Genomic DNA, 24,101 nt, shown 5'->3' with positions numbered 1-24,101 from the left:
CCGGACGCGGAGGTGACGGGGGCGGGGCGCGCGACGCGCCCCGCCCCCGACCCCGCTCAGGGCAGGGGGTCGGCCTCACGGGTGGCGGAGTGCTCGGCGGGGCGGGCCAGGGTGACCAGGACCAGGAGGCCCAGGGCGGAGCTGGCGAACAGCAGCAGGCCCATGGGAACCGCCGTGGTCTCGTCCAGGCCGACCATGGGCGCGACCACGGCGCCGATGAGCATCGGCAGGGCGCCCAGGAGGGAGCTGGCGCTCCCGGCACGGTTCTCCTGGCCCTCCATGGCCAGGGCGAAGGACGCGGTGAGGACCACTCCCATGCAGGTCATGTAGACGAAGATCGGCACGACGAGCAGGACCAGCGGCCCGTGGAGGAGCGCGGTGGCGAGCACCACGGCGGTGGCGGCCACCGCCGTGACCACGGCGACCGCGAGGAGGGAGCGCTCGCCGTGGCGGTCGCTGAGACGGCCCACGACGGTGCTCCCGAGGATGATCCCCACGCCGTTCACCCCGAAGAGGAACCCGAAGACCTGCGGGGACACCCCGTGGAGATCCTGGTAGACGAAGGGGGTCCCGGCGACGTAGGCGAAGCTGCCGCCGTGCAGGAGGCCGACGATGAGCGTGTACCCCAGGTAGCGACGGTCCCGGAACAGAGCACCCATGGTGCGCAGGCTGCCCCCGAGCGTGCCGGGGATCCGCCGCTCCACGGAGAGTGACTCCGGCAGGCGCGCCGCCGAGACCGCGAGGATCACGGCGCCGAGCAGGGCCAGCGCCCAGAAGACGCTCCGCCAGGTCGTCGAGGGCAGGAGCAGGACCCCGCCACCGACGATCGGGGCGACCATCGGGGCGACCGCGACCACCACCATGATCAGGGCGAAGAACCGGGTGAGCGCGGTGCCGTCGAAGACGTCCCGCACCACGGCGCGGGAGAGCACCACCCCGGCGCTGGCGGTGAAGCCCTGGAGGAAGCGGCCCAGTACCAGGATCACGGTGTTGGGAGCGAGCGCGCACAGGGCCGAGGAGAGGACGAACAGGGCCACGCAGACCAGGAGCGGCCCGCGTCTGCCCCGCGCGTCGCTGATCGGTCCGATCACCACCTGGCCGACGGCCAGGCCCACCAGGCAGGTGGTCAGGCTCAGCTGCACCTGGGAGGCGCTGGCGCCGAGGTCGTCGGAGATCTCCGGGAAGGCCGGGAGGTACATGTCGATGTTGAGCGGGCCGAGCACCGTCAGCAGGGCGAGGAGGAGGGCCAGCCCCAGCCGTGCGCGGCCGGTGGGATTGCGGAGCATGGGGCCTCTCTGCGGCGAGGGTGAGGGAGCCCGTCAACGGTACCCAGCGACCTCGGCGCCGGGCCCCGGTCGGTCCGCAACCTGACGGTGATGCGTCAGGCTCAGAAGAGCACCGACATGACCTCCCCGACCTGGCGGAAGCCGACGCGCTGGTAGGTGGCCCTGGCGGGGGCGTTGAAGTCGTTGACGTACAGGGTCACCCGGGGGGCGATCTCGGCGCGGGCGTAGTTGACCACGGCCGCCATGCCCGCGCTCGCGTACCCCTGACCGCGCAGGTCGGGGTGGACCCACACGCCCTGGACCTGGCAGGCCTGGGGGGTGACGGCGCCGATCTCGGCCTTGAACACCACGCGGCCGTCCTCGATCCGGGCGAAGGCGCGGCCGGTGCGGACCAGTTCCTCGACACGGGCGCGGTAGAGGGCGCCGCCGTCGCCGGAGTCCGGCGGGACACCGACCTCCTCGGTGAACATGGCCACGCAGGCGGGGACGAGGGTGTTGATCTCGTGGACGCGGACCCGGCGCACCAGGGGGTCGGGGGCGACGACGGGCGGGCCGTTGATCTCCAGGACCGGCTGGCTGGCGCGGATGGCGCGGGCCGGCCCCCAGGCGGGGGTGATCTGCTCCCAGAAGTCCCTGACCGCCTCGACGGGGCCGACGATCGACGAGCAGCGTCGGCCGCGCCAGCGCGCGTGGTCCGCGAACCCGCGCACGGCGGCGGGTCCGGCGTTGACCGGGACGAGGTTGGCCCCCGAGTAGCACAGGGCCGTGAGTCTGCCGCGTTCGGTGTGTCCCCAGACCTCGGCCCCGGCTCCGCCGGTCATGCCCGTGGTCATCAGTCGTGAGGCGACGAAGACGTTGCCCACGGGGTCCGCGTCCAGGAGCGCGCGGACGGCCTCCCGGTCGCGTTCTCCCAGAATCCGTACCGCCGAGGTCCGCAGCATCGCATCTCCCCCATCTTCCCGGTCACCGTCTCCGGCGGTCACCGGATCGGTTCATGGGCCCACGACGAATTCGCGCCGATTCCAGCCTATTAGACCGTCTGTCCGGACTCACCTGGATGTTTCGAGTCCGATCGGTCCGAGGCGGTCCACCTGTGCGGCCTCGGTGCCCTGGGCGTCACGCGGGGCGGGCTCGGGCCGGGCCTCACAGGTGACGTCGGGGGCGTCCGCGCCGCGTTCGGGCAGGACCCCGTCCCGGAGGTAGGCGACGACGGTCTCGTCCACGCAGGCGTTCCCGGTGAGCGCGACGCCGTGGGTGATGCCGCCGTCCTCGATCACCAGCGCGGAGCCGGGCAGGCGCTCGCGCAGGGAGTAGGCGCCCGCGATCGGGGTCGCGCCGTCCTCCGTGGCGTGCACGACGAGCGCGTCGCCGTCGTAGGCGGGGTGTTCGTCCGGGCCGTCACCGACCTTGAACCAGGGGTCGGACTCGCTGGACCACGAGGCACACGGCGCGTTGTACCAGATGTTGTGCCACCCCAGGAAGGGCGCGTCCGCGTGGACCTGCCGGGCGTCCCTGTTCCAGGTGTCCCAGTCACGCGGCCACGGGGCGTCGGTGCACTGGACCGCGAGGTAGCCGCCGAAGCCGGGGTCGCTGTCGGCGTCGTCGCCGTAGTTCCCGTGGAGCTCCAGGAGCGGGGCGGAGTCAGCGTCGTTGATCCGGGCGGCCAGCGCGGCGGCGACGGTGGGCCAGGAGTTGCCGCTGTAGGCGACGACGGAGACGGCGCCGTCCAGTTCCGTGGGGCCGACCGTGTCCTCCAGCGGGGCCTCGCGGAGGCTGGCGCGCAGGTCGTAGAAGGCGGCGGCGACCGTCTCGCCGTCGGTGCCCAGTCCGTAGACGGCGTCGTGGCGGGCGATCCAGTCGAAGAAGTTCACGGCCGCGTGGTCCAGGGACCGGCTCTGGAGGAGGTTGCTGTCGTACCAGGGCAGGCTCGGGTCGACGACGCTGTCCAGCACCACGGCGCGCACGCTGTCGGGGTACAGCGAGGCGAAGACCGTGCCCAGGTAGCTGCCGTAGGAGTAGCCGAGGTAGTCGATCCGGTCGAGACCGAGGGCGACGCGGATGGCGTCCATGTCGTGCGCGGTGTCCTCGGTGCGCATGTGGTCCAGGAGCGGCCCGGTGTTCTCGGCGCAGGCGGCGGCGTAGGCCTCGGCGTCCTCACGCAGGGCCTGCTCCTCAGCGGCGTCGGCCGGGACGGAGTCCTTGCGGACGGGGGCGAAGTAACCGGGGTCGCAGGTGACGTTGGGTGTGGAGGCGCCCATGCCACGCGGGTCGAAGGAGACCACGTCGTAGATCTCGCGCAGTTCCTCGGGCATGCGGTTGTGGGTGTGGGCGGCCCACGCGCGTCCGGCGCTGCCCGGCCCGCCGGGGTTGACCAGGAGGGTGTGTTCGGCGGTGCCGGTGCCGGTGGCGGGGACCCGGGAGAGGGCGATCTGGAGGGTCTCCGCGAGGTCGCCGACGCGCTGGCCACCGGTGGTCCTGGCCATGGGCACGGTCAGGGTGGCGCACTCCATCTCCGTGCCGCTCACCGGTGCGAGGTCCTCACAGGGCCGCCAGTCGAGCGCGCTCTGGTCGATCCGGGTGGTCGGCGGTGCGGCCGTCCCGGCCGTGGCCGTGGGCACGGCGACCAGTGAGGCCAGGAGCACCCCGACGGAGACGGCTGCCCACTGTGTGCCCGATGAACGCACTCGCTTACCCCCGATACCGGCCATGATGTCCTCATGCATTCTCACCGCTACCCGGCGTGACCTCCGGAAGCGACACGGGCCCCATTCGAGCACTCCCCCGGTAACATGTGCCCTGGTCAGATCAGAAATGGACAAAGGGGCAGAATGCGGCTTGATCGTGTCGACGAGCGGATCATCGCGATGCTCGGCGCGGACGCGCGGACGAGTTTCGCGGAGATCGGCGGCGGGGTCGGTCTCAGCCCCTCCGCGGTCAAGCGTCGCGTGGACCGTCTGATCGAGTCCGGCGCCGTGCGCGGCTTCACGGTGGTCGTGGAGCCCCAGGCGATCGGCTGGACCACCGAGGCCTTCATCGAGCTGTACTGCCGCGCCCGCACGTCCCCCGGCGAGATCCGGATCGGCCTGTCCGGGTACGCGGAGGTCACCTCGGCCTGCACCGTCACCGGGGAGGCCGACGCCATCGTGCAGGTGCGCGCCCGCGACACCCAGCACCTGGAGGAGGTCATCGAGCGGATCGGGGCCGAGCCCTTCGTGGTCCGCACCAAGAGCACCCTGGTGCTCTCCCGCCTGGTGGACCAGCCCATCCTCGCCGGTACCGCCGACCCCGACCCGTCGGACCAGAACACCCCCTGACCCCACCCGGCCCGACCGGCTGCCTCGCTTTCCGAAGGGCCGACCCGAACGCTCCGTCCGCGTGGGCCTAGATGATCGGCGCGGTCATCCACCCGAGCCCAACACAGAGGAGCACAGCGAGGGTGAGGTGGACGGGAACCGGCCACCAGCCTCGTTGCAGCACGACCGGGCCCCCGCCCGCCGCCCCCGCGGCCCGGACCGCCGTTCTGATCCGCTCGGCGGCGTGATCGGCGGCGTCCGTACCGAAGAACATCAGGGCCTGGGCTCGCTGGTAGGCCCGGACGTTCACTCTGCTGTCGTCGCGCAGCCAGAGCACGATCCTGCCTTCGTCCACCACGTACACCGCGTCGATGTCGACCAGTCGCACTCGGGTCGTGAACAGGTAGTCGCACACCAGGGCACGCCGCGGGCCGACGCACACACCGAGTCCGAGAGCGCTGGAGACCATCGCCCACAGCACGGTCACGACCACCACCAGGACCAGGATCGACTCGGCACCCAGGTCGGCGAGGTCGGACACGCGCAGAAAGCCAGCGATCGGCACGACGACGACCGTGCCGACGACCAGCATCAACGGTGACCACAGGACCTGACGTCGGGTGGTCCTCTCGGGAGAAGGCACGGGAGAAACCTCTTCCTCGGGGGCGGGGCAGCACGCCCCGACCCCGATCATTCCACGTCGGCCCCGTCAGTCCTCGGGGAGGGCGACCGGGGCCAGCTCGTCGAACAGGTCGCCGGGGCCGGGGTTGGTCGGGTCGGTCTCGCCGCCGAAGTGGTGCATGACGCCCCACACCGCGTTCAGGGCGGTCTGCACGGCGCCCTCGGCCCACCCCGCGGTCCAGGACACGTCGTCACCGGCGAGGAACAGACCCCGGTGCCGTTCGGCCAGGTCCGCCTGGTGGAAGTGCGTGAACAGGCGGCGCTGGTACCGGTAGTGCCCGGGCAGGTTGGCCTTGAACGCGCCCATGAAGTACGGCTCGTCCTCCCAGGACACCGTGACCGGGTCACCGGTGATGTGCGAGCGCACGTCCACGTCCGGGTAGATCTTGCCGAGCGAGGCGAGCATGACCTCCAGGCGCTCGTTGGCGGACAGCGGCAACCACTTCAGCGAGTCGTCGCACCAGGTGTAGGAGAGGCAGATGGCCGCCGGGCCGTCCGGGTCCTCCCCCTCCAGCAGGTAGGTGCCCCGGGTCATGCGGTCGGTGAGCGTCATGCTCATGACGTCACGGCCGGTCTCCGGGTCCCGGTCCCGCCAGAACGCGCGGTCCACCGGCACGAACAGCTTCGAGGACTCCATGTAGTGGGTCCGCTCGATCGCGGTCCAGTGGTCGATCGGCAGCAGGTCGTCGTCGCAGTCGATCTTGGACAGCATCATCCAGGACTGCGCCGTGAACACCGCCGCCGGGTAGGTGCGGGTGGAACCGGAGGCGTCGGTGACGGTGAGGTTGCCCGCCGGGGACCCCTTGGCCGCCGTGCGGCGCAGCGCGGTCACGGCCGGACGCGGCTCACCACCGTGCAGTGAGGCCAGCGACGTCCCCCGCGCCCAGTGCACGAGCTTGTCCGGGGCGTCCTCCCACAGACGGAGCGGGAGCTGGTCCACGCCCCCGACGATGCCCATGTGGTCGTCGTCGGCGCCCGTGTAGGTGACCCGGAGGATCTCCAGGATGGAGTTGGGGAAGTCGGTGTCCCAGCCTCCGGTGCCGAAGCCCACCTGGCCGAAGACCTCGCGGTCGCGGAACGACGCGAACCCCGGGGACTCGCACAGGAAGCCGTAGAAGGTCTGGTTGTCCAACCGCTCGACCAGCCGGTTCCAGATCTCCTTCTGCGTGGCCACGTCGCGGTCGCGGATGGCCCGCTGCATGCGGGTGTGCTCCACGCTCTCCAGGGTCCGGTCCCAGGCGCGCGCCACGTCGCGGTAGAGCTCGGGCAGGTCGTCGAGGTGCGTCGCGTAGTGCGACTCCCCCTTGAGGTCCACGACGGTGCTCGGGGTCGCGGGCGAGAGCGGGTTGGGGAAGGGGCTGGTACGCAGGCCCACGCGGTCGGCGTAGTGCCAGAAGGACGTGGAGGTCGGGGGAAAGCGCATGGCGCCCATCTCCGCGACCACGTCGTCGGGGGCGCCGGGCAGGCGCTCGGTGCGCAGGCGCCCGCCGATCCGGTCGGCCTCGTACACGACCGGCCGCAGCCCCATCTTCATGAGCTCGTAGGCGGTGACGATTCCGGACAGCCCGCCGCCGACCACCGCGACCTCGGTGCCGAGGTGCTCGGCCGGCACCTGGCCCAGTCCGGCCGGGTGGGCCAGGAACGCGTCGTAGGCGAACGGGAAGTCGGGCCCGGACATGGTCAGCGGACGGTCGTCGGTCCGGGAGTCGGACACGGGTGCGGTACCGGCGGACGTGGGCACGGCGGACGTCATGGGGCCCTCCTTCACTGGGGCAGGGTGTGGACCGCCGCGGGCGCGGCGGGGTGGGACGGATGTCAGGCGTCGGGGTACAGGTCCGGTCGGCGGTCGCCCAGGTAGGAGAGCTCCGCGCGGGAGGCCTCGGTGGCGGCCGGGTCGACGTCACCGACGAGCAGGGCCTCGGTGGGCCCGCCCCGCAGCAGCTCGGCGCCGTCCGGGCCCACGAGGGCGCTCAATCCGACGTAGTCGAGTTCGCCCTCGGTGTCGCAGCGGTTCACGTAGGCCACGTGGATCTGGTTCTCCATGGCCCGCGCGGGGACGAGGAGGGTGGCCACCGACGTGTTCGGCGCCATCAGGGCGGTGGGCACGACGAGGAGCGTGGTCCCGGCCCGCGCGTGCGCGCGCACGGCCTCGGGGAACTCGACGTCGTAGCAGACCAGGAGGCCGATGCGGTGGCCGTCGAGGTCGGCCTGGACGACCAGTGCGTCACCGGCGCGGAAGTGGTCCCGGTCCAGGTCTCCGAACAGGTGGGTCTTGCGGTAGAGCGCGCGGGAGGCCCCCGTGGCGTCCACCAGCCGGACCGCGTTGTACACGTCGCCGTCGGCCAGTTCGGGGAACCCGTGGACAATGGCCACCCCGGTGTCGGCGGCGATCCGGGAGACCTCGGCGAGGAGCGGCCCGTCCGCCGGTTCGGCCAGGTCCCGGACCCTGCTGCCGATGTTGTAGCCGGTCAGCGACATCTCGGGGGTGACCAGCAGGGTCGCGCCCTCGGCCGCGGCCTCGCGTGCCCGCTCGCGGAGCCGCTGGAGCGAGGAGGCGGGGTCGCCGCTGCGTCCCGTGCCCTGGTCGAGGGCCACGCGCAGTGGTGCGGGCATCGCTGCGTACCTCCTGGTGCGTCGCCGCTGGTCGGCCGCGTCCACTCTAGGTGGAGCAGTGCGTGGGAACCGTGTGTACGACGTGCACTCCGTTGCGAGTTCGCGGCGATTCGTCGTGGTTCGTTGCGCGAAATCGCGGTGTCACGCTCCGTTCGCTCGCGTCCACGGTCCCAGAGTGAACGTGGGGCGGGGCCGGGGGATTCCCCCGGTCCCGCCCGTGCTCACACGTCCGACGTGTGCCCGGTCCCGGTCAGGAGCCGACCCGCACCGTGGGCTCGTCCTCCAGCGCGGAGCGCCGCATGCTGTAGCCGAAGTAGATGGCCAGACCCACCACGAGCCAGGCGCCGAAGGCGACCCACACGCTGACCGGCATGCTGAGCATCAGGTAGGCGCAGGCCAGGACGCCCAGGACCGGGGTCACCGGGGCCCCGGGCATCCGGAAGGCGCGCGTGAGGTCGGGGCGGTTCCTGCGCAGCACGAGCACGGCGACGTTGACCAGGGCGAAGGCGAAGAGCGTGCCGATGGCGGTGGCGTCCGCGAGCGGGCCGAGCGGGATCAGGGCGGCCAGCAGGGCGATGAACACCGAGGTGATGATCGTGTTGGCGCGCGGGGTGCCCCGGTCGTCCACCTTGGAGAAGGCGGCCGGGATGAGCCCGTCGCGGGACATCGCGAAGAGGATGCGGGTCTGGCTGTAGAGGACGACCAGGACGACGCTGGCCAGCGCCAGGACGGCGCCCGCAGCGAAGATGACCGCCCAGATCGGGGTTCCGGTGACCACGGTGAGGATCCCGGCCAGGGAGGTCCGCCCCTCCGCGAACTCGGTCCAGTTGAGGGCGCCGACCGCGCTGAAGGCCACCAGGCAGTAGATCGCGGTGACCACGATCATGGAGAACATGATGGCGCGCGGCAGGTCGCGCTGCGGGTTCCGGGCCTCCTCGCTGGCGGTGGAGGCGGAGTCGAAGCCGATGTAGGAGAAGAACAGGGTGGCGCCGGCGGCGGAGACACCCGCCATGCCCATCGGCATGAACGGGGCGAAGTTGCCCCGCTGGACGGCGGTGACCGCGATGGCCACGAACATCACCAGCACGGCGATCTTGATGGTGACCATGACGGCGTTGGCGCGGGTGCTCTCCCGCACCCCGGCGAGCAGGGCGAACATCGACAGCAGGACGACGACGGCCGCGGGCACGTTGACCAGGCCGCCCTCCATGGGTCCGGCCAGGAGCGCGCCGGGCAGCGACAGACCCGTGGTCAGGTGCAAAAGCTCGTTGATGTACTGGCCCCAGCCGACGCCGACGGCCGCCACGGAGACCCCGTAGGTGAGCATCAGACACCAGCCGCACACCCAGGCCATGAACTCGCCCATGGTGGCGTAGCTGTAGGAGTAGGCCGAGCCGGAGGCGGGGATCATCCCGGCCATCTCGGCGTAGGCGAGCGCGGAGAAGAGCGCGGTCACACCGGCCAGGACGAACGCGAGGATGACGGCGGGTCCGGCGATCGGGACCGCCTCGCCCAGGACCACGAAGATGCCGGTACCCAGGGTGGCGCCGATACCGATCATGGACAGCTGCCAGAACCCCATGGTGCGGCGCAGGCCGTGGCCGCCCTCGGTCTCGGCCACGAGCTTCTCGACCGGCTTGCGTCGGCTCAGACGCCGCCCCAGCGTGGGCGCGGAAGCGTCCGCCCGCGCGGGGCTCTTCTGGTCCACCACGAAATGACTCCTCGACGTTCTGCGGGTGGGCACACCGGATCGGCGCCGTCGCGAACCAACGGGACCCCACTTGTGCCTTGGGCAACGTTAATGGTGTTGCGTGAGTAACATGACCCACATTCGTTGCCCATGTCCGCTTTCCGGGCCCGAATCATGCGCACCGACGCAAGAAAACGCACGCCGTGGTGACTCGTGCCACATGACATGACTCACGGTGATCAGGCTCTCGTGACCAGCGACGACGAGGGTCCCGCCCGTAGGTGTAAGCGTCCGATCGCCCCGGGTGTTCCCACCCCGTCCGGCGGGTTCCACGTCAAGGCGGCGTCAGGACACGACAAAGGGGAGCACGGCCGCCGCCGTACTCCCCTCGAAGCGTGGTTCCTCCCCCGACGGGGAGGGGGTCAGCTCGCCACGGACACGCTGGGCTCGCCCTCGACCCCGGCCTCGCCCATCTCCTCGGCGATGCGCATGGCCTCCTCGATCAGCGTCTCCACGATCTTGGACTCGGGCACGGTCTTGATGACCTCGCCCTTGACGAAGATCTGGCCCTTGCCGTTGCCGGAGGCCACACCCAGGTCGGCCTCGCGGGCCTCGCCGGGACCGTTCACGACGCAGCCCATGACAGCCACGCGCAGCGGCACCTCCAGCCCCTCCAGCCCGGCGGTGACCTCCTCGGCGAGCGTGTACACGTCCACCTGGGCACGGCCGCAGCTCGGGCAGGAGACGATCTCCAGGCCGCGCTCGCGCAGCCCCAGGGACTCCAGGATCTGGGCGCCGACCTTGACCTCCTCGGCGGGCGGGGCGGACAGGGACACCCGGATGGTGTCGCCGATCCCCTCCGACAGCAGGGCGCCGAAGGCCACGGACGACTTGATGGTGCCCTGGAAGGCCGGACCGGCCTCGGTGACGCCCAGGTGCAGCGGGTAGTCGCAGGCCTGCGACAGCAGCCGGTAGGCGTTGACCATCACGACCGGGTCGTTGTGCTTGACGGAGATCTTGATGTCCCGGAAGCCGTGCTCCTCGAACAGCGAGCACTCCCAGAGCGCCGACTCCACCAGCGCCTCCGGGGTGGCCTTGCCGTACTTGGCGAGCAGACGCTTGTCGAGCGAACCGGCGTTGACGCCGATGCGGATCGGGGTGCCGGCCTCGGAGGCGGCCTTGGCGATCTCCGCGACCTTGTCGTCGAACTTCTTGATGTTGCCCGGGTTGACGCGCACGGCGGCGCACCCGGCGTCGATCGCCGCGAACACGTACTTGGGCTGGAAGTGGATGTCGGCGATCACCGGGATCTGCGACTTCCTGGCGATGATCGGCAGCGCGTCGGCGTCCTCGTTGGTCGGGACGGCCACGCGGACGATCTGACAGCCGGAGGCGGTCAGCTCAGCGATCTGCTGGAGGGTCGCGTTGATGTCGGAGGTGCGGGTGGTCGTCATGGACTGCACGGACACCGGCGCGTCCCCGCCCACGGGCACGTTCCCGACCATGATCTGCCGGGTCTTGCGCCGGGTCGCCAGCGGGCGCGGCGGGGTGGCGGGAATACCGAGATCAATGGTCACGCTTGGTTCACCTCGTCTGCCGCCGGAGGGAGGGCGGCACTTGATGTCGTCCGATTCGTGGAGAAGGGCGCGCACGGCGGCGCCCGGAGGCGTGTCCGGGTGCTCCGTCTCGGTGGCCTCCGCCACGGCGGCGATCCCGGTACGCGACCTCCAGGTTACCCGCCCTTGGGGCGACACACGGCCCTTCGTGGCCGCGCTCACACCAGTTCAACCGGTGTTCATCCCTCGGGGCCGGCTCGGGGGCGGCTCCGAGCCGCCCCCGAGGGGTCAGCCGAACAACCGCACGGGGTTGATGAGGTCGGCCACGAGGAGGATGACGCTGAAGACGAGGAAGCAGCCGACGATCACATAGGCCACCGGTGTCAGCAGCGCCACGTCCACCGGCCCCGGGTCCGGTCTCCTGAACAGTCGTGCCGTCCACTTCTTGACGGACTCCCAGAGCGCCCCGGCCATGTGCCCGCCGTCCAGCGGCAGGATCGGGAGCATGTTGAAGGCGAAGAGGAACAGGTTGACGCTGGCCAGGATGCTGATCATGATCGCCACGGTGTCGATCACCGGCAGGCCCTGCGACATGATCTCGCCGCCGATGCGGGAGATCCCGACGATGCCCACCGGGGAGTCCTCGGTGCGCTGCTCGCCCAGGAAGGCGGCGCCGAACACCTCGGGGACCCGGCTGGGCAGGGCGATGATCGCCTCACCCACACCGACCAGCATGGTGCCGACCTCGGAGACCGACTCCCCCACCGTCAGCGGCTGGCGCTCCTGGACGAACACCACGCCGAGGAACCCGACGACCTCGGTGGCGGCCACCCGGCGCCCCTGCTCGTCGTAGACGAGGTCACCCCGCTCGTCGGTGTCGTAGACGATGTCGCCCTGGGAGTTCCGGGCGGGCAGCTCGTTCTCGACGATGTCGACGTCGGTGGTGAAGCGCTCGCCGTCGCGTTCGATCTCGAACTCGGTGCTGCCGAGGGACTGACGGATCTGTCCGTTCACGGTGTCGCCGGTCACCGGCTGGCCGTCGATCGAGACGATCACGTCGCCCGGCTCCAGGCCCGCCTCGTGGGAGGGGGTGGGCGCGAACTCGTCGGTGCACTCGGTGGCGGTCACTCCGGCGGGGACGACGCACTCGCGGACCGACCCGATCTGCGGGGTCTCCTGGTGCACGCCGATGCCCATGAAGAGCACGCCGAGCAGGATGATCGCGAGCACGAGGTTCATGCCCGGACCGGCGAACATGACGATCAGGCGCTTCCAGGGGGCGCGCTGGTAGAACTGCCGGTCCTGGTCCTCGGGGGAGAGCTCCATGTAGGAGGCCTCGCGGGCGTCCTCGGCCATCGCCCGCCAGCGGGACATCTTCCGGGCCCCGGTGTCCCGCCGTTCCCTGGCGGGCGGCAGCATGCCGACCATGCGCACGAAGCCGCCCAGCGGGACGGCCTTGATGCCGTACTCGGTCTCGCCCCTGCGCACCGACCACAGCGTCTTGCCGAAGCCCACCATGAACTCGGTGCACTTGATCCCGAACATCTTGGCCGTGGACATGTGGCCGAGCTCGTGCCAGGCGATCGAGAACAGCAGTCCCACGACGAACAGGACGATCCCGACCACGGTCAGCAGAACGACCATGCATCTCTCCTCAAGCCGATGTCGGTCCTCAGCCGCGGGTGAGCAGCTCGCGCGCGCGGGTTCGGGCCCAGGTGTCAGCGGCGTACACGTCGTCCAGGGTCAGGGTCGAGGTACCCGGATGGTCCGCCCGCCGGTGTTCAGAGACTACCTGGGAGACAGTGTCCATGATGGCCGGGAACGCGAGGTTTCCCTTGAGGAACGCGTCCACCGCCTCCTCGTTGGCGGCGTTGTAGACGGCGGGCGCCGTGCCACCCGCCGCGCCGACCTCGGCGGCCAGCCGCACGGCGGGGAAGGCCTCGTGGTCCAGCGGCTCGAAGGTCCAGCTCTGGGCGCGGGTCCAGTCCATGCCGGGGGCGGCGTCGGGGACGCGGTCGGGCGCGCCGATCCCGTAGGCGATCGGGATCATCATGCTGGGCGGGCTGGCCTTGGCCAGGGTGGTGCCGTCCACGTACTCGACCATGGAGTGCACGACCGACTGCGGGTGCACGACGACGTCGATCCGGTCGAAGGGCACGTCGAACAGGAGGTTGGCCTCGATCACCTCCAGGCCCTTGTTGACCAGGGTCGCGGAGTTGACGGTGATGACCGGTCCCATGCTCCAGGTGGGGTGGGCCAGCGCCTCGGCGGGGGTGACGCCGGTGAGCTCCTCGGCGCGTCGGCCCCGGAAGGGACCGCCGCTGGCGGTGACGACCAGGCGGCGCACGTCGGCGCGGGCGGCGTGGACCAGGCCCTGCGCCGGGCTGGTGAGCTCGCCCTCGGGCAGGTGGGGGAAGCACTGGGCGATGGCGTAGTGCTCGGAGTCGACCGGGATGATCTGGCCGGGCGCGGCGAGGTCGCGCACCAGGGGCCCGCCGATGATGAGGGACTCCTTGTTGGCCAGGGCGAGGGTGGTCCCCGCGCGCAGCGTGGCCAGGGTGGACTCCAGCCCCAGGGCGCCGGTGATCCCGTTGAGGACGACGTCGCAGGGGTGCGCGGCCAGCGCGGCGACACCCTCCGCTCCGACCAGGACCTCGGCGTCGCTGCCCTGCTCGCGCAGCAGGCGGGTGAGGTCGGCGGCGCGGGCGGGGTCCGCCACGGCCACGTGCCCGACCCCGAGCTCCACGGCCTGCTTGGCGAGCAGGTCGGCGCGGCCTCCCCCGGCGGCCAGGCCCACGACCCGGAAGCGCGCGGGGTTGCGCTGGACGATGTCGACGGCCTGGGTCCCGATCGAGCCCGTGGAGCCGAGGATCACTACTGTTCGCTGCTGTTCTTCTCGCACCCCTCCATTGTCGCGCACCCGGCGGCCCAGCGCCGGGGCCCTGTGGACAACCCCCGGGTACGGCCGGGCGAACCCTCGGTGTGGGCGGCGCACGGCGGGCAGCGGGGAGGGGGAGCCCCGGTGGCAGGCACCGAGGTGGAAGCCGGTCCGCCGCACGAGCGCACCCCGGCGGCGGGCACGGGGACAAACCCTCACAGTGCGACAGCGGCGCGGGAGCGCACTCCGGGGAGGCGCGCGCCCCGGGTCTTTACAAAGGGCGGTGGATCGCCTAACTTGACTGGCGAGTAAGTTACCTCACAGTACAGTGCGACGCCGATCACCGCCGGTGCGTCCGGCTCCCCCGATGGTGCTGGCGCGAGCGACCATCGGAGCCTCCCCCGCCCCACCCCAGAGGTTCCCGCCATGCCCTCAGTCAGCATCTCTCCCCCACCCCGAGAGCGCGCCCCCTTCGGCACGCGACTCCACGCCCTCTCCGCCACAGCCGTGGCGGCCGCCGTCGCCGTGGCCGCGCTGTCACCGGCCCCCGCCTCGGCGGTGACGATCTCCTCGACCATCAGCTACGAGACGATCGTCAGCCATGACGGCACCGAACTGAAGGCGAAGGTCATCACCCCCACCGACGCCGAGGGCCCGCGCCCGCTGCTCGTCATGCCCTCCGCCTGGGCCACCCCGCACATCCTGTACGTCGGCGCGGCCAAGAAGCTGGCCGAGGAGTCCGGATACCAGGTCGTCGCCTACACCTCGCGCGGGTTCTGGGACTCCGGCGGCGGCGTCGAGGTGGCCGGACCCGAGGACCGGGCCGACGCCAGCGCCGTCATCGACTGGGCCCTGGAGAACACCGAGGCCGACGCCGACCGGATCGGCATGGCGGGCATCTCCTACGGCGGCGGGATCAGCCTGCTCACCGCCGCCGAGGACGACCGGGTGAGGGCGGTCGGCTCCATGAGCGGCTGGGCCGACCTGGAGGCCTCGCTCTACCCCGGCCGGACCATCGACGTGCAGTCGGCCGAACTGCTGCTCCTGGCCGGGAACCTGCTCGGCACCCCCGGGGACTCCCTCCGGGAGATGGAGCGCGAGTACCGGCGCGGCAACGTCGACCCCATCCTGGAGATGGCCCCGGACCGCTCCGCCGCCACCAAGGTGGACCAGATCAACGCCAACGGGACCGCCGTCATGATGGCGCACGGATGGAACGACGGCATGTTCCCCGTCGGGCACATCGCGGACTTCTACGAGGAGCTGTCCGGCCCCAAGCGGCTCATGCTCACCCCCGGCGACCACGCCACCCCCGAGGCGTTCGGCGCGGTGGGGCTGCCCAACGAGGTGTGGGAGGACCTGGGCCGCTGGTTCGACCACCACCTCAAGGGCGAGGACAACGGCGTCGGCGCCGAGGACCCGGTGCGTGTCCGGCCCAACAACGGGAACGGCGGGTGGACCTCGCACGCCGACTGGCCCTCGGTGACGGCGTCCACCGACGAGTACCACCTCGACGAGCCCCGCTCCACCTGGGGCCGCTGGCAGAGCGACGGCGCGATGGGCGACGAGCCCGCCACGGGCTGGGACTACGGCTTCCGCACCGGGATCGGCACGACCGCGCACAGCGGCACGGTCATCCTCTCGGGGGCGCTCCAGCAGTTCTTCGACGTGCCCACCGGGGTCCTGCTGCCCACCGTCGACCGCTACCGGGCCGCGGTGTGGACCAGCCCCGCCCACCCCGAGGGCGTCCGCGTGGCGGGGACCCCCGAGGTGACGTTCACGGTGACCCCCACCGCCGCTGACCAGTCGGTCTTCGTGTACCTGTACGCGATCAACGAGCGCGGCACCGGCTCCCTGCTGAGCCACGCCCCGTACACCCTGCGCGACGCGACCCCGGGCGCGCCGGTGACGGTCGAGACCGAGCTCTCGTCGGTGGTGTGGGACGTCCCGGCCGGTCACCGTCTGGCCGTGGTGGTGGACAGCAAGGACCCCCGCTACGTCAGTGAGAGCCGGATCGGGAACCGGGTCACGGTGTCCTCTCCGGAGGAGGCGCCGACCCGGGTGACCATTCCGATCGGCTAGGCCGCGGTGGGCGCCGGTCCCGGGTTTCCACCCCTGATCGGCGCCGAAACCCCGTGTTCCGGTCAACCGGACACCACGGGCCGGGCGACCGGTCGACCCGCCTCGCGCGGGGTCGGCCGGTCGCATGCCCGAGAAAGCCGCGACACAAACCCAAAGTAGTCATCAAGTTACTCCAAGTGTGCGAAGATCGTGGTCATGACCTCGCCCACCGCACGCAGGATCCTCGCCCCGCTGGCCGCAGCCGCGGTCGCCTTCGGGGGCCTCGCCCTCATCGACCACCTGCCCGCCCCGGCCTCGGCCGTCTCCCAGGCCATCCACGCCTCCGCCGTCCTTCCGGACGCCCTCGCCCCCGAACTCCCCGCTCCCGAGAACCGGACACCGGTCTCCAGGACCGACGGGATCCACCACCAGGCGGGGGCCGTGACCGGCGAACAGCGCACCGCCGTCCTCGACTACTGGACCAGCGACCGCATGGCCGCCGCCCAGCCGATCACCAGCCTCGTGGAGTCCACCCTGGGGCTGACCGACCCGCTCCAGGGGACCGCCGACGTCGAGCCGCAGGCGTCCAGCCCCAACAGCGACGGCGAGCGCTGGAACGACGGCGGCAAGGTCACCCAGACCACCGGCAAGGTGTACCTGACCATGGACGGCCGCGACTTCACCTGTTCGGCCTCGGTCGTGGACTCCGCCAACAAGAGCACCCTGGTGACCGCCGGGCACTGCGCCAAGGACGGCAGGGGCTCCTGGGCCCAGAACTGGACCTTCGTCCCCGGGTACTCCTCCGGCGACAGCCCGCACGGCAAGTTCACCGCCCGCGACCTCATGGTCGCCCCGCAGTGGTCCGACCGGGCCGACGACAGCTACGACTTCGCGATGGTCGTGCTCAACGAGGACGGCGGCACCCCGGTGCAGGACCGGGTCGGCGCGCAGAAGCTGTCCTTCTCCACGTGGTCCGAGCAGAACGTGAACAACGGGGTGCAGGTCTACACCTTCGGCTACCCGTCCGCCTCCCCCTACGACGGCCGCGAACTGCACTACTGCTCCGGCCGGACCGTCCCGGACACCGGCGGCACCACGGCCAACGGGGTGCGCTGCACCATGACCCAGGGCTCCAGCGGCGGCCCCTGGTTCACCGACTTCGACACCGCGACCGGCCAGGGCACCATCTCCTCGGTGGTGAGCTTCAAGTACGCCGACGACCGCAGCACCCAGTACGGCCCGCGCCTGGGCGCCGAGGCCAAGCGCCTCTACGACCACGCGGCGCGGCTCTAGAGGGCCCCTGCGGCGCCCGGGGCCCCGGGGTCACGACGGGGGCGGGGGGCGGCCGAACACCGGCCGCCCCCCGCCCCCGTCCGCGTCCGCGCGGCGTCCCTACAGGTCGATCCCGGTGAGGACGAGGACCCGCTCGTGGGTGAGGTCCGTCATCGCCGCCCGCAGGCCCTCCTTGCCCACACCCGAACCCTTGACCCCGCCGTACGGCATCTGGTCGGCGCGGAAGGTGGGGACGTCACCGACGACCACGCCGCCGACCTCCAGCTCCCGGTGGGCACGGAACGCGGTGGGCAGGTCCCGGGTGAAGACACCGGCCTGGAGGCCGAAGTCGCTGTCGTTCACGGCCGCGAAGGCGGCGTCGGTGTCCGCGACCCGCTGGACGACCAGCACCGGGCCGAACACCTCCTCGCGGACCACCCGGGCGTCGGCGGGCGCGTCCGCCAGGACGGTGGGCGCCACGGTGACGCCGTCGCGCGTGCCGCCGGTCAGGAGGCGGGCCCCCGCGGCGACCGCCTCCTCGACCCAGGACGTCACGCGCTCGGCGGCGGCCGCGTCGACCAGCGGTCCGACGTCGGTCCCGGGGTCGGTCGGGTCACCGGTGCCCAGCGCCTCGACCTCCGCTACCAGGCGCTCCACGAACGCGTCGTGCACGGCGTCCGTGACCACGACCCGCTGCACCCCGATGCAGACCTGACCGGCCTGGTTGTTGCCGAACAGGGCCACCCGCCGGGCCGCCCAGTCGAGGTCGGCGTCGTCCAGCACCACGGCCGCCGCGTTGCCGCCGAGTTCGAGGGTCACGTGCTTGTGCGGAGCCCGCCGCTGGAGCTCCCAACCGAAGGGACCGCCGGTGAAGGAGATGACGGGCAGCCGCTCGTCGGTGATCAGCGGCGCGGCCAGCTCGTTGGGCATGGGCAGGATCGACACCATGCCCGCGGGCAGGTCGGTCTCGGCCAGGATCTCCCCGAGGATCAGAGCGGTCATCGGGGTCGCCGGAGCGGGCTTGAGCACCACGGGGGCGCCCACGGCGATGGCCGGGGCCACCTTGTGGGCGACCAGGTTGAGCGGGAAGTTGAACGGTGAGATGCCCAGGACGGGGCCCTTGGGGACCCGGCGGACCAGCGCCATCCGGCCGGTGCCGCCGGGGTCGGTGTCCAGGCGCTGGAGCTCGCCGCTGTCCCGGCGGGCCTCCTCGGCGGCCCAGCGGAACACCGACACCGCGCGTCCGGCCTCGGCGCGGGACCACTTGATGGGCTTGCCGCTCTCGGCGGTGATGACCTGGGCGATCTCCTCGGCACGCTCTCCGATGCGCCGGGAGACGTGGTCCAGGGCCCCGGCGCGGACGTGCGCGGGCAGGGCGGCGGCCTCGGCGGCCACCGCGTGCGCGGCGGAGACGGCGGCCTCCACCTGCGCCTCGGTGGGCACGGAGACGACGCCCGCCGTCCCTCCGGTGTAGGGGTTGCGGACGGTCAGCTCGGTGTCGCCGGACGCGGCGGAACCGGCCAGCCAGAACGGATGCGTGGTCATGTCGGTGACGCTAGCCCCCGCACGGAGCCGCCCGCGTTGTCCACCATCACCAACCCGGAGCTCCCGTTTGGCCACTGTGGCGTACCCGATCGGGGAATCCCGGGGCACACCGGCGTGTGGGGATTGGTGACTCGGCCGTTCCTTGGGTAAACGGAAGGTACGACCCGGGGGCGGCGGGCGACCGACCGCCGAAGGGAACCTGGCCAAGCGGCTGGTGCGGGGGCGGTCCTTCGTCCACAGTGGTGAGGGAGGGCTCCGCCAGCGGGTTCGGCCGGACCCTCGGGTCGCCGCCGTCGACGGGAACCCGGGAGTGCCCATTGCCGCTCGTCTACCGCACGTTGGTCGCCGTCCACGACGACGACGGGGACCTGGTCTCCGCCGCCTCCTCGGTCCTCTCCCGCTGGCTGAGCAAGCGCGGCAACTCGGGGGCGCGGGTGGACTTCACCGGTTCGGGCCGGTTCGAGCTCAGCAACCGTTCCCGGGCACTGGTCGCACGGCACCACAACGCCGACGAGGGACTCACCTTCCTGAGGCTGACCACCGAGTCCGAGAAACCCGAGGGCGTGTGGCGCACCCTGGCCACGGTGGTGGTGGACCCCGAGCTCTCCCCCTGGAACTACGTGTGGATCGACATGACCGTCGACCCCGTCGCGACCGCCGACACCCCCCGCGCCGAGGTGATGCCACCCGAGGCGGCGCGCATGCTGCTCGGGTCGGTGGGCGCGCACGACGGCGCCCACCCGCTGCCGTCCACCCCCCGCATCGTGCGCGGGCGTGACGAGGAGGACGTGGCGGCCCTGCTCTCGACCATCCGCGACCCCCTGCGACGCCTGGCGATCGTCGCCACCGGGGCGCCGCACGACGTCACCGTGGCCGACTGGCGCACCTCCATGGCGGGGACCCTGTCCCGCTGCACCGGCATGTGCGCCGGATACGTGCTGGACGGGGCCGCCCTGGAGCGGGTCTCCGAGCTCCTCCCCCGGGGTCTGGACGTCCCCGTCGGTGGGGTCCGCACCTTCTTACCTGGTGTGGACCCCACCGACGAGGCGGACGCCCAGCGCCACCCCCGGATGAGTCCGGGCACCCTCGACACCGCCCGCGACGGCGAACGCGTGCGCAACTGGGTGGGCGCCGCCCTGTCCCGGCGGGTGCGCGACAACGCGCTCGGACTGCGCCTGCCCGAGGCGCTCCGGGCGATCGACGCGCTCCTGGCCGAGGAGACCGAGGACCTGCGCCGGGGTCCGCACACCCGTGCCCCCGTTCCCCCACGGGCACCCTCAGGATCGGGGAACGTCATCGCGCACCAGTCAGAACACGACTCCGTCTCCTCGGTGGAACTCGCCGCCGCCCAGGCACAGGAACAGCAGGTCCGACGGCTCAGGGAGGAGGTGCGCAGACTCAACGCGCGGATCGGGGAGCTCTCCGAGGAGCACCAGGCCGTGCTCGCGGAGACCGCCGACCTCGCGGACGAGCTGGCCCTCACCCGGGAGGAGCGCCGCGTGGCCCGCTTCGAGGTCCGGTGGCTGCGCGACCAGGCACGCGAGGCGGGCCTGTTCCGGCTGGCCGCCGCCCCGGCCCCGAGCGACCCCGAGCAGGGGCCGCCGTCCAGCGTGGCCGAGCTGCTGGAACGGATCACCGACGGCTCGGCCCTGCCGCACCTGTTCTTCACCATCGAGGACCAGACCGTGTACGAGCTCTCCGACAGCCGCAAGGAGGGCCTGTGGGTGACCCGGGCCTGGGAGGCGCTCCTGGCCCTGAACGACTACGCCCGCTACCAGTTCGACAACCCCGGAAGCGGACTCGGTTTCCACTCCTACCTGCGCGAACCCCCGGACGGCTACCGGGTGATCCCGGTCAAGCGGCTGGCCTCGCAGGAGTCCGACTACGTCCGCAACCGGGGCAAGCTCAACGAGAAGCGGGTGTTCCGCGTCCCGGCCGAGGTGGAGCCGGACGGGCGGGTCCCCATGTACGCCCACATCAAGTTGGACATCGAGTACGGCATCTGCCCCCGCCTGTACTTCTTCCCGCATCTGGGCCCGGACACCACCAACCGGGTGTACGTCGGCTACCTGGGGCGGCACCTGCCCGTCCAGCAGTCCAACTGAACGGACTCAGACGAGCGCGTGCCCGTAGGAGCGGGACAGCGCCGCCAGGTCCGGTACGCCGTGGCGGTCCACCAGCTCCCCGAAGCGCGCCACCTTGTCCGGGCCGAAGCGGCTCACCTTCGCGGCGTAGGTGTCCACGGTGAGGAAGACCGGCGGCACGCTCTTGCTGTGGAACTTGTCCGCGTACATGACCAGCTCCTCCTCCGGCGACTCCGCGAGGTAGTCCGCCACCGGGATGGGCAGGCCCTGGTCCCGCACGTCGTCCCGGGTCACGCCCACGCCCGTGTGGTGCGAGCAGAACCGGCACAGCGCCTCGGGCAGCCCCTCCCCCGCCAGGAGCTCGTGGCCGAGCACCCCGTGGCTCACGTAACGGGACCCGTCGATCCGCCCCCGCTCGTCCATCAGCCGGTACACGCCCACGTCGTGGAGCAGACACCCGGCACGGACCAGCGCCGCGTCCACTCCGCCGGGGGCCGCTTCCATCAGCAGTTCGGCCACCTCGCACACGGCCCGGCAGTGGGTGTACACGAGCGCGAAGGCCTCGGGAGTGGGCGCGTACCGCTCGTGGAGGGCCCGGATCTCTTCGTCGGTGGGGATCTGCATCCCAGCAGACTAGGGCAGGACCGCACGTACCCTGGGTGCCGTGACGGGAACGAGGACCGAGGCCCTGAGGGGCCTGGCGGAGACGGAGTGGCGCGCACGCGCCGAGCGGCACCAGCACCGGGTCGACGCCCTGGTGGGCGAGCACGTACGCCGCCGGAGCGCGGGCGAGCGGCACCCCGTCGAGGACTTCCTGTTCACGTACTACAACCTCAAGCCCGCGCAACTGCGGCGCTGGCACCCCGGCGTCGGGACGGTGCTGCTGGGCGAGGGCGCCCGCGCACGGCTCTCCGAACGCTTCTACACCGAACTCCCCGGCGGAGTGGGGCTCGACGTGCCCGCGTTCCTGTCCGCCCGGCCGGTGCTGGACTTCGTGGAACGCCTGTTGACCTCGGTAGCCGGGCGCCCCGCGCACCTGGGCTGCTTCGGGCTGCACGAGTGGGCGATGGTGTACCGGACCGAGGAGGTGCGCCACGGCCAGGTCCCCCTGCGGCTCGGGCACGAGGGCACCGACCGCGTGGTCGAGTCGCACCGGATCCAGTGCTCGCACTTCGACGCGTTCCGGTTCTTCACCGGACCCGCCCGCCCGCTCAACACCCTCCAGCCCACCCGGGAACGCCAGGCCGACCTGGACCAGCCGGGGTGCCTGCACGCCAACATGGACCTCTACAAGTGGGCGTACAAGCTCACCCCGGCGGTCCCCTCGGAGTTGGTCGCGGACTGCTTCGAGCTCTCCAGGGAGATCCGCGTGCTCGACATGCGCGCCTCTCCCTACGACCTCGCCGCGTGGGGGTACCAGCCGGTGCGGATCGAGACCGCCGAGGGCAAGGCCGCCTACATGGAGTACCAGCGGGACTTCGCCGAACGCGGCGCGGTGCTGCGCGAACGGGTCCTGGACGTGTGCCGGGCCCTGCGCGCCGCCTGAGTTCAGGGCAGGTCGGCGCGGCCCGCGTCCCGGGCCGCACGCTCCCGTGCCACCCTGTGGGCCCGCCACGTCCCGACGAGGAGCACCACGAGGCTGGCCCCGATCGGCGCGAGCACCGCCGCGACCTGGAGGTTCGGGGTGGCCGCCACCGGCAGCAGGGCCAGGCCCGGCAGACAGACCAACCCGGCCACGATCGACCAGGGCGCCGCCAGTTCGTGCACGGTGTACCAGGCGAAGTCGCCGGAGAACGTGTAGGCGGTCCGGATCCCGAAGAGGCGGTTCGGTCTGATCCTCCGCCGGGCACCCCGCACCCCCATGAGCACCAGCGCCACCGCCATGAGCAGCAGACTCGCCATCATCAGAGCGATCGCGCCGAGCGGCATCATCTGGTCGGAGGACGCGGCCAGGGGGTTCATGGGGGTGTGGACCTTCCGTTCGAGGGCGGGAGCGCGCAGGCGGCGCTTCCCCCGGGGAGCCGGTACCGGTTCGCGGCCACGATCCGGTAGGCGGCGCGGTTGAGCGCGCGCACCCCGGGCAGCAGCAGGAAACGGCCGAGGATCCGGGCGGGGAGCCCCGCGCCCAGGAGCACCCCGGCGACGGCGTCGCCCCCGGCCAGCCGCCTACCGTCCGGATAGACGATCCAGGCCTGTTCGTCGGCCTGCTCGGGGGTGAGACCGAGGGCGGGGAGGTCGGAGTCCTGAGAGGCCGCGAAGGCGGTCCGGGTGCGCAGGCGATCCCGCGCGAAGGCAACCGCGCGCTGGCAGAAGCCGCAGTCCCTGTCGTACAGGAACAGCCCCGAACCTCGCGCGTGCGCGGCGTCCGCCATGTTCGGCTCCCTCCGTACGTACCGTCTCCTTCCTACCTCCCCGTTCCACCCGCCCTGCACTCGGGAGGACGGAGTCGCGTCCGACACTCCCGGGCGAGCCCCCGAAACCCGTTGCGGCCGTGGATCACGGTGCCGAGAATGACCGCCATGCCCCCCACGGAGATCCGCCCCTACCGCACCGCCGACGAGGAGGAGTGGCTGCGCTGCCGGGTCCTGTCCTTCCTCCACACCGCGTACCACGACGACGTGGTCCAGACGAAACCGGTCCGTCCGGCCGCCTCCGTGGAGCTGGTCGCGGTACGCGGCGCGACCCTGGTCGGCATCCTCGACGCCGAACTGGACGGCGACACGGCGGTGATCGAGACCGTCGCCGTCCACCCCGACCACCAGGGCCGAGGAGTGGGCGGGCGGCTGCTGTCCACCCTCCTGGAACGTCTGCGCGAGCAGGGGGTCCGGAGGCTGGACGCCTGGACCCGTGACGACCCCGCCACACTGGCCTGGTACCGGTCCGGCGGCTTCACCGACCACGACCACTACCTCCACGTGTACGCCGACCACGACGAGGTAACGCGGCTCGCCCTTGCGCCGCTGGACGCCCGCACACACCACGCGTCGCGACCCGCCAGCGTCCCGAAGGTCACAGCGGTGGTGAGGGCCCTCGCGCACGCCGATCCGGCGGACGAGGAGGGGCTGCGTGCCGAGTTCCGGCGGGTCCACCTGTGCCGCCGGTTCACCCGGCCGGTCGACACTCCCGGGTGAGGGCGGACACG

At 71.9% G+C, this 24,101-nt stretch carries 20 protein-coding genes; 6 read left to right on the top strand and 14 right to left on the bottom strand.

What is annotated here, in order from left to right; all coding sequences use genetic code 11:
• Positions 1-56: 56 nt before the first annotated feature.
• The 3 genes from ACRWK8_RS09615 to ACRWK8_RS09605 form a co-directional block, all read right to left on the bottom strand.
• Complete coding sequence (locus ACRWK8_RS09615) at positions 57-1,286, bottom strand: multidrug effflux MFS transporter (RefSeq protein WP_378742868.1); 1,230 nt, start codon at positions 1,284-1,286, stop codon at positions 57-59.
• Positions 1,287-1,387: 101 nt separating this feature from the next.
• The gene (locus ACRWK8_RS09610; protein WP_378742866.1) at positions 1,388-2,227 is read right to left on the bottom strand and encodes a GNAT family N-acetyltransferase; all 840 of its coding nucleotides are present in this window, start codon (positions 2,225-2,227) and stop codon (positions 1,388-1,390) included.
• A gap of 108 nt (positions 2,228-2,335) precedes the next feature.
• Complete coding sequence (locus ACRWK8_RS09605; protein ID WP_431869680.1) at positions 2,336-3,994, bottom strand: alpha/beta fold hydrolase; 1,659 nt, start codon at positions 3,992-3,994, stop codon at positions 2,336-2,338.
• 120 nt (positions 3,995-4,114) lie between these two features.
• Here ACRWK8_RS09605 and ACRWK8_RS09600 point away from each other — a divergent pair, with 120 nt between their 5' ends.
• Positions 4,115-4,600 (top strand): Lrp/AsnC family transcriptional regulator, encoded by a 486-nt coding sequence (locus tag ACRWK8_RS09600; RefSeq protein WP_378742862.1) that lies wholly within the window; start codon positions 4,115-4,117, stop codon positions 4,598-4,600.
• 67 nt (positions 4,601-4,667) lie between these two features.
• On the opposite strand, the gene ACRWK8_RS09595 is transcribed toward ACRWK8_RS09600, so the two are convergent.
• From ACRWK8_RS09595 to dxr, 7 genes are all read right to left on the bottom strand, one after another.
• Positions 4,668-5,222 (bottom strand): hypothetical protein, encoded by a 555-nt coding sequence (locus ACRWK8_RS09595; RefSeq protein ID WP_431869678.1) that lies wholly within the window; start codon positions 5,220-5,222, stop codon positions 4,668-4,670.
• 66 nt (positions 5,223-5,288) lie between these two features.
• A complete protein-coding gene (locus ACRWK8_RS09590; RefSeq protein WP_431869676.1) occupies positions 5,289-7,013 on the bottom strand; it encodes a flavin monoamine oxidase family protein in 1,725 nt (574 codons plus the stop codon).
• 62 nt (positions 7,014-7,075) lie between these two features.
• On the bottom strand, positions 7,076-7,873 hold the full coding sequence (locus ACRWK8_RS09585) for a carbon-nitrogen hydrolase family protein (RefSeq protein WP_378742858.1): 798 nt from the start codon (positions 7,871-7,873) through the stop codon (positions 7,076-7,078).
• 250 nt (positions 7,874-8,123) lie between these two features.
• A complete protein-coding gene (locus ACRWK8_RS09580) occupies positions 8,124-9,584 on the bottom strand; it encodes an amino acid permease (protein ID WP_378742856.1) in 1,461 nt (486 codons plus the stop codon).
• 401 nt (positions 9,585-9,985) lie between these two features.
• Positions 9,986-11,140, bottom strand: coding sequence for a flavodoxin-dependent (E)-4-hydroxy-3-methylbut-2-enyl-diphosphate synthase (gene ispG / locus ACRWK8_RS09575; RefSeq protein ID WP_378742854.1), 1,155 nt, complete (start codon positions 11,138-11,140; stop codon positions 9,986-9,988).
• Positions 11,141-11,407: 267 nt separating this feature from the next.
• Positions 11,408-12,763, bottom strand: a complete 1,356-nt coding sequence (locus ACRWK8_RS09570) for a M50 family metallopeptidase (RefSeq protein ID WP_431869673.1) — start codon at positions 12,761-12,763, stop codon at positions 11,408-11,410.
• A 28-nt stretch (positions 12,764-12,791) separates the two neighbouring features.
• The gene (gene dxr / locus ACRWK8_RS09565) at positions 12,792-13,994 is read right to left on the bottom strand and encodes a 1-deoxy-D-xylulose-5-phosphate reductoisomerase (protein WP_431869799.1); all 1,203 of its coding nucleotides are present in this window, start codon (positions 13,992-13,994) and stop codon (positions 12,792-12,794) included.
• Between the two features lie 429 nt (positions 13,995-14,423).
• Between dxr and ACRWK8_RS09560 the strand changes: the two genes are divergently transcribed.
• Both ACRWK8_RS09560 and ACRWK8_RS09555 read left to right on the top strand, forming a co-directional pair.
• Positions 14,424-16,079 carry a CocE/NonD family hydrolase gene (locus ACRWK8_RS09560; RefSeq protein WP_378742850.1) on the top strand — a complete coding sequence of 552 codons (1,656 nt, stop codon included), beginning with the start codon at positions 14,424-14,426 and terminating at the stop codon, positions 16,077-16,079.
• A gap of 195 nt (positions 16,080-16,274) precedes the next feature.
• Positions 16,275-17,351: a trypsin-like serine peptidase gene (locus ACRWK8_RS09555; RefSeq protein WP_378742848.1), complete on the top strand. Its 1,077-nt coding sequence runs from the start codon at positions 16,275-16,277 to the stop codon at positions 17,349-17,351.
• Between the two features lie 99 nt (positions 17,352-17,450).
• Here the strand turns inward: ACRWK8_RS09555 and ACRWK8_RS09550 are convergent, their stop codons facing one another.
• A complete protein-coding gene (locus ACRWK8_RS09550; protein WP_431869671.1) occupies positions 17,451-18,875 on the bottom strand; it encodes an aldehyde dehydrogenase family protein in 1,425 nt (474 codons plus the stop codon).
• Positions 18,876-19,192: 317 nt separating this feature from the next.
• Here ACRWK8_RS09550 and ACRWK8_RS09545 point away from each other — a divergent pair, with 317 nt between their 5' ends.
• A complete protein-coding gene (locus ACRWK8_RS09545; protein WP_431869669.1) occupies positions 19,193-20,980 on the top strand; it encodes a hypothetical protein in 1,788 nt (595 codons plus the stop codon).
• 6 nt (positions 20,981-20,986) lie between these two features.
• On the opposite strand, the gene ACRWK8_RS09540 is transcribed toward ACRWK8_RS09545, so the two are convergent.
• Positions 20,987-21,583: an HD domain-containing protein gene (locus tag ACRWK8_RS09540; RefSeq protein WP_378743096.1), complete on the bottom strand. Its 597-nt coding sequence runs from the start codon at positions 21,581-21,583 to the stop codon at positions 20,987-20,989.
• A 40-nt stretch (positions 21,584-21,623) separates the two neighbouring features.
• Here ACRWK8_RS09540 and ACRWK8_RS09535 point away from each other — a divergent pair, with 40 nt between their 5' ends.
• Positions 21,624-22,505: a 3-methyladenine DNA glycosylase gene (locus tag ACRWK8_RS09535; protein ID WP_431869667.1), complete on the top strand. Its 882-nt coding sequence runs from the start codon at positions 21,624-21,626 to the stop codon at positions 22,503-22,505.
• 2 nt (positions 22,506-22,507) lie between these two features.
• Here ACRWK8_RS09535 and ACRWK8_RS09530 read toward each other — a convergent pair whose 3' ends face one another.
• Positions 22,508-22,921, bottom strand: a complete 414-nt coding sequence (locus ACRWK8_RS09530) for an SdpI family protein (protein WP_431869665.1) — start codon at positions 22,919-22,921, stop codon at positions 22,508-22,510.
• Positions 22,918-23,331 carry a thiol-disulfide oxidoreductase DCC family protein gene (locus ACRWK8_RS09525; protein ID WP_378743102.1) on the bottom strand — a complete coding sequence of 138 codons (414 nt, stop codon included), beginning with the start codon at positions 23,329-23,331 and terminating at the stop codon, positions 22,918-22,920. The genes ACRWK8_RS09530 and ACRWK8_RS09525 overlap by 4 nt, the downstream gene beginning before the upstream one ends.
• 147 nt (positions 23,332-23,478) lie before the next feature.
• Here ACRWK8_RS09525 and ACRWK8_RS09520 point away from each other — a divergent pair, with 147 nt between their 5' ends.
• Complete coding sequence (locus ACRWK8_RS09520; protein WP_431869663.1) at positions 23,479-24,090, top strand: GNAT family N-acetyltransferase; 612 nt, start codon at positions 23,479-23,481, stop codon at positions 24,088-24,090.
• Positions 24,091-24,101: the final 11 nt, after the last annotated feature.

The sequence above is a fragment of the Nocardiopsis eucommiae genome, from assembly GCF_965344335.1.
In the GTDB taxonomy this organism is placed as follows: Bacteria; Actinomycetota; Actinomycetes; order Streptosporangiales; family Streptosporangiaceae; genus Nocardiopsis; species Nocardiopsis eucommiae.
This window is presented reverse-complemented; position numbering and strand designations above follow the sequence as displayed.

Bases quoted from the DNA above. Each gene is read 5' to 3' on its own strand.
- ACRWK8_RS09615 (WP_378742868.1), bottom strand. From the start codon at position 1,286: ATGCTCCGCAATCCCACCGGCCGCGCACGGCTGGGGCTGGCCCTCCTC.
- ACRWK8_RS09610 (WP_378742866.1), bottom strand. From the start codon at position 2,227: ATGCTGCGGACCTCGGCGGTACGGATTCTGGGAGAACGCGACCGGGAG.
- ACRWK8_RS09605 (WP_431869680.1), bottom strand. From the start codon at position 3,994: ATGGCCGGTATCGGGGGTAAGCGAGTGCGTTCATCGGGCACACAGTGG.
- ACRWK8_RS09600 (WP_378742862.1), top strand. From the start codon at position 4,115: ATGCGGCTTGATCGTGTCGACGAGCGGATCATCGCGATGCTCGGCGCG.
- ACRWK8_RS09590 (WP_431869676.1), bottom strand. From the start codon at position 7,013: ATGACGTCCGCCGTGCCCACGTCCGCCGGTACCGCACCCGTGTCCGAC.
- ACRWK8_RS09585 (WP_378742858.1), bottom strand. From the start codon at position 7,873: ATGCCCGCACCACTGCGCGTGGCCCTCGACCAGGGCACGGGACGCAGC.
- ACRWK8_RS09570 (WP_431869673.1), bottom strand. From the start codon at position 12,763: ATGGTCGTTCTGCTGACCGTGGTCGGGATCGTCCTGTTCGTCGTGGGA.
- ACRWK8_RS09560 (WP_378742850.1), top strand. From the start codon at position 14,424: ATGCCCTCAGTCAGCATCTCTCCCCCACCCCGAGAGCGCGCCCCCTTC.
- ACRWK8_RS09555 (WP_378742848.1), top strand. From the start codon at position 16,275: ATGACCTCGCCCACCGCACGCAGGATCCTCGCCCCGCTGGCCGCAGCC.
- ACRWK8_RS09550 (WP_431869671.1), bottom strand. From the start codon at position 18,875: ATGACCACGCATCCGTTCTGGCTGGCCGGTTCCGCCGCGTCCGGCGAC.
- ACRWK8_RS09540 (WP_378743096.1), bottom strand. From the start codon at position 21,583: ATGCAGATCCCCACCGACGAAGAGATCCGGGCCCTCCACGAGCGGTAC.
- ACRWK8_RS09530 (WP_431869665.1), bottom strand. From the start codon at position 22,921: ATGAACCCCCTGGCCGCGTCCTCCGACCAGATGATGCCGCTCGGCGCG.
- ACRWK8_RS09525 (WP_378743102.1), bottom strand. From the start codon at position 23,331: ATGGCGGACGCCGCGCACGCGCGAGGTTCGGGGCTGTTCCTGTACGAC.
- ACRWK8_RS09520 (WP_431869663.1), top strand. From the start codon at position 23,479: ATGCCCCCCACGGAGATCCGCCCCTACCGCACCGCCGACGAGGAGGAG.